At 38.1% G+C, this 15374-nt stretch carries 16 protein-coding genes, 1 rRNA gene and 1 riboswitch; of the genes, 9 read left to right on the forward strand and 8 right to left on the reverse strand.

Features of this window, described 5'->3' with window-relative positions:
- Window positions 1-58 precede the first annotated feature (58 nt).
- Window positions 59-583, forward strand: a complete 525-nt coding sequence (locus tag E0H89_RS12455; protein WP_131217572.1) for a protein tyrosine phosphatase family protein — start codon at window positions 59-61, stop codon at window positions 581-583.
- On the opposite strand, the gene ispF is transcribed toward E0H89_RS12455, so the two are convergent.
- On the reverse strand, window positions 571-1062 hold the full coding sequence (gene ispF, locus E0H89_RS12460) for a 2-C-methyl-D-erythritol 2,4-cyclodiphosphate synthase (protein WP_131217574.1): 492 nt from the start codon (window positions 1060-1062) through the stop codon (window positions 571-573). The genes E0H89_RS12455 and ispF overlap by 13 nt on opposite strands.
- Window positions 1063-1161: 99 nt before the next feature.
- On the opposite strand from ispF, the gene E0H89_RS12465 reads away from it, so the two are divergent.
- A complete protein-coding gene (locus tag E0H89_RS12465; RefSeq protein ID WP_131217576.1) occupies window positions 1162-1812 on the forward strand; it encodes an A1S_1983 family putative colistin resistance protein in 651 nt (216 codons plus the stop codon).
- Window positions 1813-1860: 48 nt separating this feature from the next.
- Here E0H89_RS12465 and E0H89_RS12470 read toward each other — a convergent pair whose 3' ends face one another.
- The 6 genes from E0H89_RS12470 to E0H89_RS12495 form a co-directional block, all read right to left on the reverse strand.
- The gene (locus tag E0H89_RS12470; RefSeq protein ID WP_131217578.1) at window positions 1861-2280 is read right to left on the reverse strand and encodes an NUDIX domain-containing protein; all 420 of its coding nucleotides are present in this window, start codon (window positions 2278-2280) and stop codon (window positions 1861-1863) included.
- Between the two features lie 94 nt (window positions 2281-2374).
- Window positions 2375-3619, reverse strand: a complete 1245-nt coding sequence (locus E0H89_RS12475; RefSeq protein WP_131217580.1) for a D-amino acid dehydrogenase — start codon at window positions 3617-3619, stop codon at window positions 2375-2377.
- 146 nt (window positions 3620-3765) lie between these two features.
- Window positions 3766-3855: riboswitch (glycine riboswitch) on the reverse strand.
- A 176-nt stretch (window positions 3856-4031) separates the two neighbouring features.
- Window positions 4032-4460, reverse strand: a complete 429-nt coding sequence (locus E0H89_RS12480; protein ID WP_284702746.1) for a GNAT family N-acetyltransferase — start codon at window positions 4458-4460, stop codon at window positions 4032-4034.
- 248 nt (window positions 4461-4708) lie between these two features.
- Complete coding sequence (gene aroC / locus E0H89_RS12485) at window positions 4709-5794, reverse strand: chorismate synthase (protein WP_131217581.1); 1086 nt, start codon at window positions 5792-5794, stop codon at window positions 4709-4711.
- A gap of 12 nt (window positions 5795-5806) precedes the next feature.
- Window positions 5807-6817 carry a 50S ribosomal protein L3 N(5)-glutamine methyltransferase gene (prmB, locus tag E0H89_RS12490; protein WP_131217583.1) on the reverse strand — a complete coding sequence of 337 codons (1011 nt, stop codon included), beginning with the start codon at window positions 6815-6817 and terminating at the stop codon, window positions 5807-5809.
- A gap of 106 nt (window positions 6818-6923) precedes the next feature.
- Entirely contained in the window at window positions 6924-7289 is a 366-nt protein-coding gene (locus E0H89_RS12495; RefSeq protein WP_165494057.1) for a lysozyme inhibitor LprI family protein, read from the reverse strand.
- Between the two features lie 197 nt (window positions 7290-7486).
- Between E0H89_RS12495 and E0H89_RS12500 the strand changes: the two genes are divergently transcribed.
- From E0H89_RS12500 to E0H89_RS12530, 7 genes are all read left to right on the forward strand, one after another.
- Window positions 7487-7792 carry a hypothetical protein gene (locus E0H89_RS12500; protein WP_131217587.1) on the forward strand — a complete coding sequence of 102 codons (306 nt, stop codon included), beginning with the start codon at window positions 7487-7489 and terminating at the stop codon, window positions 7790-7792.
- Window positions 7793-8052: 260 nt separating this feature from the next.
- On the forward strand, window positions 8053-9426 hold the full coding sequence (locus E0H89_RS12505; RefSeq protein ID WP_131217590.1) for an ABC1 kinase family protein: 1374 nt from the start codon (window positions 8053-8055) through the stop codon (window positions 9424-9426).
- A gap of 234 nt (window positions 9427-9660) precedes the next feature.
- Window positions 9661-10947, forward strand: a complete 1287-nt coding sequence (locus tag E0H89_RS12510; RefSeq protein WP_171459164.1) for an acyl-CoA dehydrogenase family protein — start codon at window positions 9661-9663, stop codon at window positions 10945-10947.
- A gap of 25 nt (window positions 10948-10972) precedes the next feature.
- On the forward strand, window positions 10973-12172 hold the full coding sequence (locus E0H89_RS12515; RefSeq protein ID WP_131217594.1) for an acyl-CoA dehydrogenase family protein: 1200 nt from the start codon (window positions 10973-10975) through the stop codon (window positions 12170-12172).
- Window positions 12173-12273: 101 nt separating this feature from the next.
- Window positions 12274-12759, forward strand: coding sequence for a GNAT family N-acetyltransferase (locus tag E0H89_RS12520; protein ID WP_131217596.1), 486 nt, complete (start codon window positions 12274-12276; stop codon window positions 12757-12759).
- A gap of 397 nt (window positions 12760-13156) precedes the next feature.
- Window positions 13157-13696, forward strand: coding sequence for a type 1 glutamine amidotransferase domain-containing protein (locus E0H89_RS12525; protein WP_131217597.1), 540 nt, complete (start codon window positions 13157-13159; stop codon window positions 13694-13696).
- Between the two features lie 196 nt (window positions 13697-13892).
- Window positions 13893-14474, forward strand: coding sequence for a lytic transglycosylase domain-containing protein (locus E0H89_RS12530; RefSeq protein WP_502698408.1), 582 nt, complete (start codon window positions 13893-13895; stop codon window positions 14472-14474).
- A gap of 789 nt (window positions 14475-15263) precedes the next feature.
- Here the strand turns inward: E0H89_RS12530 and rrf are convergent.
- Window positions 15264-15374, reverse strand: a 5S ribosomal RNA gene (gene rrf / locus E0H89_RS12535); the annotation flags it as partial.

Below are 15374 nucleotides of genomic sequence, written 5' to 3' on the forward strand. Positions count from 1 at the left end.
TTAAAACGCCATCTAGATAGATGGCGTTTCTACTTTAACCTTAGGAAAATTTTCTCTCATGAATGAAATTGAAAATGCATTGAGCCACATCGAAAATTTCCAGTTTATTCACGAACATTTATTCACGTCAGCTCAGCCTTCTGCTGAACAGTTGAAACTGATTAAAGAATACGGCGTGACGACTATTGTCAATCTGGCATTATCTGATGCAGAGCAGCATTTACACCATGAAGATAAGATTTGTCTGGATTTAGGCTTAAATTATATTCAGTTTCCCATTTCACCAGACACCCCTTCGGATGATCAATGTTTACTGATATTAGATCTGCTCAATCATTTAGTCCAAGATCAAATGGTCTGGGTTCACTGTAGCAAGAATTATCATGTCAGTTGTTTGATGTATTTATATCGTCAGTACTATATGGATATGGACATGCCTACGGCGCAGGAACTGATGCACAGCATTTGGGAGCCGAATGAAACCTGGACAGGTCTCATTCATGCAGTAGCCCTACAACTGCAAGGTCGCAAGGGTACCCAAGAATTACAGCAGTCGTTAATGCATCCAGATCATTTTGGCTGATGTGAAATTAACACGGTTGCGGTCGATAAAATTCCTTCCTGACGTCCGGTAAATCCTAACTTTTCTGTGGTGGTTGCCTTCACACTAATTTGGGTAACATGTACATCCAGAACATCTGCAATACTTTGACGCATTTCCAGATTATGTTTTGCCAGTTTTGGGCGTTCACATGCCACGGTAATATCGGCATTATTTAACACATAACCGCGGTCTAAAATCAGTTGATAAACATGTTTAAGCAATCCCCGGCTGTCCGCTCCCTTGAATTTTGCATCGGTATCTGGAAAATGCTGTCCGATATCTCCCAAAGCCAGCGCACCCAATAAAGCATCACATAAAGCATGTAATACCACATCACCATCTGAATGGGCTTTTAAGCCTTGGGTATGCGGAATTTTAATCCCTGCTAAAGTGACAAAATCACCTTCTTCAAAAGCGTGTACATCCATTCCCTGACCAATTCGAATTTGTGCGACCACTTTAAGCATCCTTAAGAAATAAATGATTGAAATATTGTATTTACGCTTTCTATTTCGCTATAGTTACAGCAGCGCAACATAGTGAAATTATAAGCGATCATGCTGGTGAATACCGAAATTAATCTCATTAAAACATTATGCACATTATTCAGTATTGGCTGTTTGTGCTCAACTTTGGCTCATGCTCAAAAAATTGACTGTTCTAGTCCGAATACGTCGTCAATGAAACAGATTTGTGCCGAAAGTTTTACCGAATTGCGGGAAAAATTGACCAATCACTATATGACTGCTTTTTTGGTTAGTGATGCACCGGTTCAGTTATTAGAAGATACCCACACTTTATGGTTTAAGCGTTTAGAGCAATGTAAAAGTTTAAATTGTTATAAGCAACAATTTGAATTGCGTACTGATGATCTGAATTTTTATACCTCGTTAAATCAGAGTTTAACTAATCATTATTTAAAATTTGAAAATGGGAAAATTGCCAGTCAACCCGTACATTTACAAGTCCATCAACTCACTAAAGACAGAATTAAAATTGAAGGCATCGCCTACCGCAACCCGAACAATAAATTAGAAACACAAACCATTCCTTTCTTGGCCTATACAACACCCGATAAGAAAAGTGAAATCATGGATAACGAACATGATTGCAAATACCAGTTTGATTTTAATAAGGCCATTTTATCGGTTAAAACTGAGCAAAAAGGCTGTGAACGTTTTGTAGGTGTCTATCGGATTTATGATTAATTATTCTAATATAATGAGTGATTTTGGAAATTAAATATTAGCGCTTTTTTATTGCTTAACATACAGATTCATTTTTTGCCTGATCAAATCTAGAGCTTGTACATATTTGGGAGGTAAATCTGGAAGGTTATATGCATTAATATTTTGCCAGAAAAACTCAAAACGATGCCCATAATCGTCTAATGTTTCATAACTCCATTGATCCTTTAAATTTTGACTTAAGGTATCACAAAAAATAAAATACCACGTTTGATTGCTTATTTGATGTGATCCCCAATCATAACAATGTTGTTCTTCCACAACGATCCCCGATTCTTCATACAATTCACGTATAGCTGCCTGAAAAATTCGTTCTGATCTCTCAATTGTACCTTTTACAAGCTGAATACCCGCTGTCGGATGTTTGAAAAGTAAAACTTCCAATATTTGATTTTTTTTCCGAAGAATTACTGGACAAACTTTGTTCATTATCTTACATCTCACGAAAATCTTTTGATAATCATATATTAAACTGGCAAAAAAAATGCAACATATCACGTTGCACTTTTTAGTTTCTATGTAATTAAACCGGATGTTGCGAAGCCACTTGCTGACTAATCATCACCGCTGTCGCCGCAGACAAAGTCCAACCTAAATGGCCATGTCCAGTATTATAAAAAACCCGTTCACGCTTTCCACGGCGTACAATCGGCATCATATTGGGCATCATTGGTCTTAAACCTGCCCAAGGCACAGCATTTTCAGTACTGATATTAAAATTTTTATTCACCCAATCAATTAAGGGCTGAATTCTATCTGCACGTATATCCCGGTTATAACCATTAAATTCTGCCGTTCCTGCAACGCGTAAACGATCTGCCCCTAAACGTGAAGTCACAATTTTAGAACTTTCATCAAGCAGGCTTACCCATGGTGCATTCTTGATGCTGCCCTCATCATTCAAATCTAGCGTAATTGAATAACCCTTGACTGGATATATATTGACCCGATCGCCCAGTAAATTTGCCAAGTGACAACTTCCGACACCGCCACAAACCACTACAGCATCCGCTTCCAAGGATTCAACTGAAGCTGCATCTAGATGCATATTTTCATTACTGGCATGGTAAAGCACAGTGATCCCATTGGGATGATGTTTTACATGGGTCACTTCCATACCAAATATATATTTCACCCCATATTTTTCAGATGCTTCGGCAAGCCCTTTGGTAAATTTATGAATATCGCCTGTGGCATCTCCGGGACAATAAAAACCGCCATAATATTCACCCTTCAAACTTGGCTCTATGCTTTTAATTTCGCTCGGTGTAATTGCAATTCGCTCTAGACCACCATTAATAAGCAAAGTATTTACCCGAGTCGCCACTTCATAATCCAGTTTGCTATGGTAAAAATGTAGAATTCCACGCTTTTCCAAATCAAACTGAATATTTTCCTGTTCAGCCACAGCAAATAAACGCTCACGGGCTAATAGCGCCATTTTCACAGTATCGCGAGTGTTGGCTTCGTAATTTTTAATATTGCCAAGAAACTCTATTAACCAGCCATATTTATGCACATCAAATGAAGGGTTAAGTAATAGTGGTGCATTCTTATTGGACATCCACTTGATACCTTTCAGTACCGTGGCTTTTTGATTCCAGACTTCTGCATTACAGGCAGAGAGCTGTCCACCATTGGCAAATGAGGTTTCCATGGCGGGATATAAATGTTTATCTATAACGGTAACTTTATAACCCAATTTCGCCAGCTCATAGGCAGAAGTAACACCGGTAATGCCTGCCCCGATCACAACGATATGACACATACGACACTCCCTGGAAATGTGTATACATTTCTTCTGAGCCCCATCTTTCATGGTTACCTGAGAGCTTCGATCATGACGTTAAAATTTTAACGCTGACCATCCCCTTCGGTGAGCATATTTTCTTATATGCTTCTCTCCAGATTTTTGAAATTATTACAGTCCTTTTGCCTGAGAGTTTCCGGGGTCGTTGCTCCTTCGGCGTGTTCACAGAAGAACATCTCTCCTGCAATAATTTTCTTATATTAATATGAGCAATTTTTATACCATGCGCGAGCACTAAATTGATTTATTTGTTAAGCACAGTTATTGCGATATAAATAAATATATTTTTTAATTACTTAAAATTATAACCAATTTAATTCAATGGTATAGCTTAGGCTATTATTTTAAGGTTATGTACTGTTTTGAGTGCTTAACTTATACTACTGAGCACCGACTTTGACATCTGTTGTAATTGCAAATCAATCAAGGGTTGTCCTACATTGGCATGAATGGGATAAGGTTCGGTATGCTGCTTTTTAGCATAGCCACACCGTGCATAATATTGAATCAGTTCTGTTCTGCTATCCAGCACCCACATTTCATAATGATTTAATGTAGGACAGTGTTCTATTGCCATTTTCTCAGCATATTTTAAAACATGTTTGCCAATACCCTGATTTTGAGCTGAAGCTACACAAAACGTTCCAATTTCTATATGATCTGCTTTGAATGTTAAGCCTATACATACCACCAAATGTGTTTGCACATCTTCAATAGCTTCAGCTATAAACAGATAGAAATTCTCTTGTTTTAAACTTTGCAATAATTGCTGTTGATTGATTCGATCTCCAGCAACAATATCTTGTTCACTGGTCCAACTAGAACCAGTATTCTTGCAATATGCCTAATTAATCAAGCCTATTAGGTTGTCGATATCATTTAAATTTCCGGTTCTATATCTTAATGAGTTCATTATTTTTCTAAAAATTTGAATTAAAAGAAAATTATCACAAAGTATCATCGAGTAAAATTTTAGCAATAAAAAAACCAGACTTAAAGTCTGGTTTTTTATCATTAAATCTCGTAGCCTTAACGAGATACTTAGATTTAAATCGGGGCAAATGGCGCAATGACATCGACATTTTGTGCACGATGGCGCATGCAGTGATCCATCAACACAATCGCAAACATGGCTTCTGCAATTGGTGTCGCACGAACACCGACACACGGGTCATGACGACCTTTGGTCAATACGTCCGTATCTTCTCGGCCGATATTAATGGTTTTACCCGGCGTGGTAATACTTGCAGTCGGTTTCAGGGCAATCGCCACACGAATGGTTTGACCACTGGAGATACCACCCAAAATCCCGCCGGCATGGTTGGCCAGGAAACCTTCTGTAGTCAATTCATCCCGCGATTCATGACCAAACTGTTCTGCAACAGCAAAACCATCACCAATTTCCACACCTTTAACAGCATTGATGCTCATCATGGCATGCGCGATATCCGCATCCAGACGGTCAAAGACTGGCTCGCCCCAACCGACTGGAACATTCTCCGCAAGAATTTCTAGTTTCGCACCACAGCTTGTACCTTGTTCACGTAATGAAGTCACTAAAGCTTCAAAACGTGGCACGGCATCGATATCACCACAGAAAAATGGATTATTTGGAACTTCATTCCAATCTAATTTTTCGGTTTTTTCCGTACCAATTTGTGTGACATGACCACGAATGTTAATACCAAACTTTTCAGCCAGATATTTCTTTGCAATTGCACCGGCAGCCACACGCATCGCAGTTTCACGTGCGCTTGAACGACCGCCACCACGGTAATCACGGAAACCATACTTTTGGGTATAGGTATAATCAGCATGACCGGGACGGAAAGTTTGCGCAATATTGCCGTAGTCTTTGGATTTTTGATCCGTATTACGAATCAATAAACCGATGGATGTACCTGTGGTTTTACCCTCAAATACACCTGAAATAATTTCCACTTCATCCGGCTCTTTACGCTGGGTCGCGAATTTAGAGGTACCCGGTTTGCGGCGGTCTAAATCTTTTTGTAAATCTGCTTCAGTCAGTTCGATCCCAGGCGGCACACCATCGACAATTGCCATCAGGCCCACGCCATGAGATTCACCACAAGTCGTTACACGGAACAGTTGTCCAATACTATTACCTGCCATGTTCAAAACTCCTTATGCTTGAACAGATTGTACAAATAAATCACGGTATTTACGGCATTGCTCTGCGGTTAAAGCAAAAATACCCGAACCACCTTTTTGGAAAGTTAACCAATGGAAATCAACCGTATTAAAGTTTTGCTTCATTGCCCATTCAGAATTACCCACTTCAATGACAATCAAGCCATCTTCAGTTAAGTAATCTGCAGCTTGCGCCAACATTTTACGAACTAAATCCAAACCGTCCTGACCTGCAGCAAGTGCAAGTTCTGGCTCATGTAAAAATTCAGCCGGTAAATCAGCCATGTCTTCTGCATCCACATACGGAGGATTAGACACGATTAAATCGTATTGATTTTCAGCAGGAATTTTTGCGAACAAATCTGATTCCATCAATGCAACCTGATATTGCATATTGTGATGTTCAGCGTTAATCGATGCCACTTCTAAAGCTTCTTTAGAAATATCGGTTGCATCCACTTCAGATTCAGGGAAGGCATAAGCTAATGCAATCGCGATACAACCCGAACCGGTACACATATCTAAAATACGACGCGGCATTTGCGGATGATCATTTTCAGGAAGATTGTTTAACGCTTCACGCACCAGACCATTTTCATCGAGGCAATAAGGCGCAAAGCGTTGATTAATCAATTCTGCAATCGGTGAACGTGGAATAAGTACACGTTCGTCTACGTAATAAGGTTTATCGCAGAAATATGCTAGATTTAACAAATATGAAGTCGGCACTTTTTCATTGATACGACGTTCCAGCAAACTGATAAATTCTGCTTTTTCACTTGGTAACAATTTGGCATCTAAAATTTCTGGATTTGCGTTCCAGTCCAGTGCCAGTGTTTGCAATACTAAAGCCGAACTTTCTGCAAAAAAGTCTTCTGTACCTTGACCTAAGTGTGCATCGTATTGACGTAGAGCTGAAACACCAAAACGGATAAAATCACGAATAGTTGTTAAGTTTTCAGCGGCTTCCTGTAAATGTTCAGGGCTAATTGTCAGTTGATCCACTTAAGGCATCTCCAAGGTGAAATTTTTTAAAACGCCTTATGATACCTTGTTTTATTGGTTTTTTATAACGTTTCAAGCAGATTAAAAACAATAATCTATAAGCGATTTATTTAATTTGATAATAGTAAGCACGTTCCATCGTCATTTCCAAAATACATTTTTCCTGTTTGACTTTAAGCAAGCTCGAGGTCACTTTTAAATAGCATTGCTGATTAACACGTTTTAACCAAAGTTGATGTTGTTGCTCGACATTACTTTGGTTATTTCCACTGTTTTTTAAATAATTTTTATAATATTTATTGAGGAGTTTTTCCTGATTTTTCAACTCTTTCTCTACACATTTTTTGACTGTTTCAGTTTGACCATAAGATGTGTTAAGACATTTGTTATATTCGTCAGAATATCCTTGTGCTAAAACTGAAGTTGAACCCAAAACAGCCATACTGAAAATCACTGGCATTAAAAATCGCATCATATTCCCCTGTCTTAAATGACTCAATTTTAAATAATATTCATTTTATTTATTTAGGAATACTACAACAAAGCTGTGAAGATTCCTATATCACCGCAGTTCAAGCCAACGCACAACAAACATTGCAACATTTTGGCTATTGAATCTGACTAAAATGACCTTATATAGTTCTCATTATTTTCTAAATACTTCTTGTTATGAGCTACAAGCACAATAATTTAATGGCAATGCGCCAAAACTACTGGAATGATACCCATTCTGCCCAAGTTGAAAGCGAGAAACAATTTTTTCAACAAGTCTTAATCGAAAATACAATTTATCCCACACCCTCCGAAGATGATGCAAAATATCTGTTTTTCAGTTTACCGAGTATTATTATTGTCAAAGGTTATGCCTTGGGTTTTAAACATGGCACCGTGCAAGCCATGATTTTTAAACATCTTCAAACTCATAAAACCATATTGCAGCACAAAAGTGACATTAAAATTCAATTCCGCATGTAAATATTCGTCCAATTTATATACAGCACAATTTTAGTGTGGATATCCTTCTCAACGCTCATACCGGTGCGAGTAACTCATTTAGTTCACTCATGTGAAAAGCGTTTCCCTCTTCTAAGACTGAAGCTTTTATGGGAAATAAATTAAATATTAGACATATTAATGCCCTGTACAGCAGGTTGAACTTTTTTAATACGTGAATACACGGTAATATCCGCTACAATTAATTATTCTGCGACTTGCTGATTAAAGGATTTTGTTTAATGTCAGATCAGAACGATAAGCTTAAACAACTCAAAACCTCCTCTATGGATCGACGTTTATCTATCGCTAAAGCATCCTTACTGGCAGGAACGCGATGGGCCGCCTCGAGTGCGACCACCATGTTTTCCAGTGAAGCAGAAAAAGAAAAGAAACGTAAAAAAGCCATGAAAGAACAGGCAGATTATCTTGTTTCTGAAATTGGCAAACTCAAAGGTTCTATCGTTAAAATTGGGCAAATGATGGCGCTTTATGGCGAACATTTTTTACCTGAAGAAATTACTCAAGCACTGAATACTTTAAACAACCAAACCATCGCTCTTGCTTGGCCTGCAATTAAACAGCATCTAGAACAACAACTGGGTTCTAAGCTCAATGATTTAACGATTGATCATGAACCACTCGGTACTGCATCTTTAGCTCAGGTACATCGCGCGACACGCAAATCAGATGGTTTGGAAATTGTACTCAAAATCCAATACCCAGGTGTAGCGGCCGCCATTGATTCAGATATGAGTCTGTTTAGAAATATGCTTAAATTGACTCGCATAGTGCCACAAACACGTGAATTTGATCAGTGGTTTGATGAAGTTCGTGAAATGTTGCACCGTGAAGTAAATTATGACATTGAAGCTGCGACCACGCGTCGTTTCGCTGAGCGTTTAAAAGATGATCCACGTTATATCGTGCCGCAGATTGTAGACGAATATTGTACCGATCAAATTTTATGCATGACTTTTGAACGAGGCGTACCAATCAATAGCCCTGTCATGTTGTCTCTGCCTCAAGAACGTCGCAACCAGCTCGGTGAAGCTTCTCTCGAGATTGCGGTACGTGAAATTTTTGAATGGGGTGAAATGCAGACCGACCCAAACTTTGGTAATTATTTAGTTCGTTTGGGCAATGGTTTAGATAGCCAAGATAAAATTGTCCTGTTAGATTTTGGTGCCATTCGTCAATTTGATGAGCACCTGCTGAGTGTTGCACGCAATTTGATTCAAGCCGGTTATCATCATGATCTTGATGAAATGGTTCGTGCCATGACAGGTTATGAATTTTTTGATTCAATTCCGCAGAGTATTAAACCAGATATGGCAAAAGTATTTTTACTGGCCACTGAGGCCTTTAGTACAATAGCAAATAATCCGGACTTACCTTCAGCTGTCATGGATGAGCAGCAACGTTATGACTGGAAAAAGAGCCAGTTGCATAGTCGTGTGATGCAACGTGCCTCTAAATCCATGGCATCGCGTTATTTCAGCGTGCCACCGAAAGAATTTATGTTTATTAGTCGTAAATTCATTGGCGCATATACCTTTATGACCGTGATCGATGCAAAAACCAATGTGCGCAAAATGGTCGAAAATTTTTTATAGTGACTGCTGACTAGGATGACATTTTTGTCATTCTAGTCAATTTTCACTTCCCAACCCGCTCTTATAATGATTAAAAATAAATATTATTCAATTATTTAATAAATTTAAAATTCATTTCAAACCACCCATCCAAGTCAATTTAAATTGTCAGCCACGACATAGTCATTTCGATCTCCCCATGTCAGCATAAAAATACAAAGAATCGAAAATTGATGGACGATAACAATGACCAATATGGTAAATAAGGCACAAGGATTTGGGCTATCACTGATCACTAAAATTGCAGGTAGCGAGGTTCTTGATCAACTCAAACTACGTAAATTTATTGAAAAATCTTTATATCAAGGTTCAAAAATTGGTTTTAAAACATTAAGTAAAACCCAAAAGGTATTTAAAGCAGATTCTCATGTCAGCAAGCAACGTTTACCGAATCAACACAAAGCATTATTTGACTTAAACCTGACTGAAGAACAACAAATGACCTGCGATGTGATGGATCATTTTGCATCAGAAGTGCTTTATCCATTGGCAGCTCAAGCTGACCAAGATGAAAAGTTTCCCCTAGCATTGTGGCAACATGCAACAGACTTGGGACTAAATTACTACGCACTTCCAGAGGCTCTGGGTGGAGTGGCAACCGAAAAAAATATTTTAAGTAATATCCTCATTGCTGAACATTTGGCTAAGGGCGATTTCAGTTTAACGGCAGGCTTACTTTCAACCTTTAGCGTGATTAATGCGATTACTCAATGGGGTTCTGAAAAAATTCAGTCCACCTATTTACCTGGTTTTGCAAATGATGCGGATATTCACGCGACATTTGCGATACAAGAAGCAACCGCTGCCTTCAATCCTTTTAAGCTAAAAACCAAAGCGAATTCAATTGATGGGAAATACACCCTTCATGGAGAAAAAACTTTAGTTTTATTGGGGGAAACTGCCGATCTATTTCTGGTAAATGCTGAACTGAATGGCTCACCCGAAGTTTTCATCGTAAAACGCGATAGCAGCATTACCGCAAAAAAAAGTCCAGCAATGGGCCTGAAAGCTACAGAAACCGTGACATTACATCTCAATCATACCCCAGCTGAATTATTAGGTGATGATGACTTTAATTATTTTGCTTTTTTAGATTTAGGGAATTTAATGTGGTGTGCGATGGCTGTGGGAACCTGTGAAACAGTAAAAGCTTACTGTATTCAATATGCCAATCAACGTACAGCTTTTGGCGAACCTATTTCACATCGCCAAAGTGTGGCTTTCATGATTGCAGATATGTCGATTGAAATTGATGCCATGCGTATGTTGATTCTAAATGCTGCCAGTCTGGCTGAGGCAGGCCAACCTTTCCATCGGGAAGCCTATCTAGCACGTTTACTTTGCGCCGAGAAATCCATGAAAATTGGTACCGATGGGGTGCAAATTCTGGGTGGTCACGGATTTACTAAGGAACATCCGGTTGAACGTTGGTATCGTGATTTACGTGCTACAGCTATCTTACAGTCAGGCCTACATGCTTAATTTATAAAAATAAGGAATTATGCAGATGAATTTACAAAATCCTAAAAAATTTAAAATGTTGATTGATCAAGCTCATGAATCAGCTTTAAATGTATTACGCCCCATTTCACGTAAGTATGACAAAGCCGAACACCACTATCCTAAGGAACTCGACATGTTTTCCTCACTCATTGATGGCATGAATGAAGGTGGCGAAGGCATTAATGCCGGAGCTGCTGTCGGAAAACGTGGCAACACTGAAGTCGGCAATAAAAATGGCGTCAATATGTCTACAGTACTTGGAGTGATCGAGATGTGCTATGGAGATACCGGATTATTACTGAGCATGCCACGCCAGGGTTTAGGAAATTCTGCCATTGCAGCTGTGGCAAATGACGAACAGCTGGAACGTTTGAAAGGCACATGGGCCGCAATGGCGATTACTGAACCCGGCTGCGGATCAGATTCTGCTGCCATTCATACTACAGCCACAAAAGACGGTAATGACTATATCTTAAATGGCGAAAAGATTTTCGTAACTTCTGGTGAGCGTGCAGACTCGATTGTGGTCTGGGCAACTTTGGATAAAAAACTTGGACGTGCCGCTATTAAGTCCTTTGTCGTTCCAAAAGGAACAGCTGGCATGAAGGTAGAACGTCTGGAGCATAAATTGGGGATCAAAGCATCCGACACGGCTGTCATCAGCTTTATCGACTGCCGAGTACCTGCAGAAAATTTGCTGGGGCATGCTGAAATTGATATTGCCAAAGGTTTTGCAGGTGTAATGGAAACTTTTGACAATACTCGTCCTTTAGTTGCTGCAATGGCGGTCGGTTGTGCAAAAGCCTCTTTAGAAAGAATTAAACAAATTTTTAAAGATCAATTAGATGAAAATTATGCTACTCCTTATTTGCAAACCTCTTATATTGCAGCACAAATTTACCGGATGGAGGCGGAGTGGGAAGCGGCTCGCTTACTTACCATGAAGGCAGCTTGGATGGCAGATAATAAAAAGCCCAACTCACGTGAAGCTTCCATTTCCAAAGCAAAAGCTGGACGAATGTGTAATGAAATCACTTTAAAATGCGTAGAACTTGCTGCAAGTGTAGGTTATAACGAAGAAGAGTTATTGGAAAAATGGGCACGTGACTCGAAAATCCTCGATATTTTTGAAGGCACACAACAGATTCAACAACTCATTATTGCCCGTCGGGAATTGGGCAAGAGTTCAAGTGAGTTAAAATAATATCTCGCTTTTTCAAAGCATAAAATTGGCCAAAAGATGGATTTTTATCAGATATAGCGCTATAAAAATCCATCTCTTTTTATTTCTATATATTTAAGCTTATGTATCAAGTTAGACCTATTCAAGCACAAGATAATGCTGAAATTGCACGTGTTATTCGCGAAGTTTCCAAAGAGTTTGAACTTGCTCCTGAATCAGGTTTTGCTGTAGCTGACCCCATTTTAGATGACTTATACACGGTTTATCAGCAATCTAATGCTCAATACTGGGTGATTGAAAATGAACAGGGTGAAATTTTAGGTGGTGGTGGTTTATCGCCTTTAAAAGGGGATCCTAGCATTCTAGAAATTCAAAAAATGTACTTTCTGCCCGAAATACGCGGTCTAGGATTTGCTAAGCAACTTCTGGAAAAAGCCTTTCAGTTTACTTTACAGCATGGTTTCCAATCTTGTTACCTAGAAACGACCAAAGAACTTTGGCAAGCAGTCAAACTTTATGAAAAATTGGGTTTTGAGTATCTAAATCATCCCAAAGGTAACACTGGACATAGTCATGCATGTGAGATCTGGATGGAAAAACGATTGTAATTTTTCTACATTTTCAAACCTGTCTCAGTTGTAAAATAATACTTTTTAAAGTGAGATCTTCTCTATTAACTCAATTTATTTATAAATCACGTCAGCATTTACTTACACAGAAAGTATTTATTGACGCCTATGCTAGAACTAGTATGCACCTTATGATTAAAAGATCAGGAAGCAGGATGTTTCCATAATAAAAACAATTAACGATATAAGCAGGAAGGATAAGGGTAAAACAGGAGTTATACCTTGCAACTGATATCAAATAAGCCCCGTTATGATGATAGGGCTTATTTTTACCAAGAATTTTCAAACCTTAACAAGAATAAGCCAAAATCTGTACAGCTTCATCCGTTCAGCTTGTTAAGGTTGAATATTCAATAAGTAATTCAGGATCACTAACATGTCTAAGAAAGCATTATTTATTACTTCTAATGTCGGCGTAGAACAAGATGAGTTGATTAAACCATTTGAATTTTTACAATCAAAAGGTATTGAAGTGATTCATGCCGCAGAAGAATTAAAGGATGTTCAAACAGTTAAAAGTGATAAGGAACCTACAACCGCTTATACACCGCAAACAACTTTATCTAAAGTTTCTCCAGAGGATTATGATATTTTAGTAATTCCGGGTGGAACGGTAAATGCAGATACCTTACGTTTAAATGAAGATGCTCATAAAATTATTCAGCACTTTACTGACAATGCAAAACCGATTGCAGCCATTTGTCATGGGCCCTGGGTATTGATTAATGCCCAAAGAATTAAAGATAAAAATTTAACTTCTTATAAAAGTATAAAACTGGATTTAGAAAATGCCGGTGCAAATTGGGTAAATGAAGAAGTCCATCGTTGTAATACCAATAACTGGCCTTTAATTACTTCTCGATGCCCAGATGATATTCTGGCATTTAATCAGGCAATTTTGCATGAGATGGATTGATTAAATATACTAAGAAGATCAGTTCCATTAATATAATGGAACTCGTTCTTTCATAAGTTTAAAATTTTAATCACTCAAAGATCAACTTATAAAAATACTTCATAAATCATTTGAATAATACAAAGCCTTGGCTCTTGACTCGCTCTGCCCAGACCACTAGCATAACTTCAATAAAATTTTCTTTGGGTTTCTAACCTTGTTAATTACGCATCATTTATCGAGCCTACGTTTAAAACTCCCTTCTGTTCATTTTTTTTCATTTAAATCAATAGCTATCGTCATTACTACTTTAGCTTTTACCGGTTGTACTTCCTTTAATGGGGGCTCAGTCGCTAAACGATCTGCTAAATTATCTACAGGTATTCAAAAAGCATATGCTGTTGCGCCAGATACTGCAAATCGTGTATCACCAATGATTATTCAAAGTGCAGAAAAATATGCTGTCGATCCCTTACTATTAGCGGCTATGATTCGACAAGAATCTAGCTATAGAAACTATGCTATTTCACCAGCTGGTGCTGTGGGCCTCACTCAAGTAATTCCACGTTACTGGCAACAGATATGCCCAGGTGATTTAAGTGATGAATATCATAATATTAATTGCGGAACGTATATTCTAGCCTCATATAACAATAAAGCGGGAAGTTGGCCTAAAGCTCTTGCTTATTACAATGTTGGACCTACAGGCTATAATTCTAACCTTAAGATGAAAAAACAAGGTGAAAAATATGCCCAACAAGTTAAACAACACCACACTACCTTAAAAGATGCTTTATAAATTAATCGAAATCCTCCTATCAATTAGATAGGAGGCAATTCTGCTTACTTATTTAATCTCTTTTGCAGACTCTCTGTAAGCTCTAAAACCTCAACAACCATATAAGATTCTGCTCCGTTGTAATAAACGAGAACTCGTCCATAACCCTTATTAGCAAAAAAACACCACCTTTCTTTCGAATTTTATTAGCTGGGAATAACTAGTTTGAAGTTTGCCTACTCCTCGAATATTTCACTTGCAATTCATAATATTCATGCTCGCTTAAGCACTCCACTCCCATAAATAGAGTAAGATTCAAGACTGCATTTTTTAAATTTATTGGCTTTTCTTGATATTTAATACTTTTTGGTCATAGGATAAGATTCTATGATCCAATCGACTTTCTATCCTACAATCCATAAAAATACACTGATCACTATATGATCATGTAGTAGCACCTCAGGTTCACCATTGATTTGTTCCATTGCATGTAATTTTCACATTTTATCTGGAATCTACTTATAGCTTGCATAGTATCTTCAACTATTCTACTGCTTATACCACTGCATATTTTGCTCAAATCTTATTTTTTAAATATTCAAGAAATCTGCTGCTTGTTATATAGTTAAATGATTTTAATCTTACCCTCTTTTTTTGTTTTAAATATTTTGCATTATTCCTTTTAAATACTAAAAATTTAAAAAAAATAAGGAATTGTATATAAAACGTTTTTTCTTTTCTGGCTCTTTCAGTGATTATTTTTGAGGCATAAAAAAAGCCCCGCTATTGAGCGGGGCTTTTGGAATAATGAGCTGGCGATGACTTACTCTCACATGGGTAACCCCACACTACCATCAGCGCAAAGAGGTTTCACTTCTGAGTTCGGGAAGGGATCAGGTGGTTCACTCTTGCTATTGTCGC

The sequence above is a fragment of the Acinetobacter sp. ANC 3781 genome (assembly GCF_004331285.1).
Classification (GTDB): domain Bacteria; phylum Pseudomonadota; class Gammaproteobacteria; order Pseudomonadales; family Moraxellaceae; genus Acinetobacter.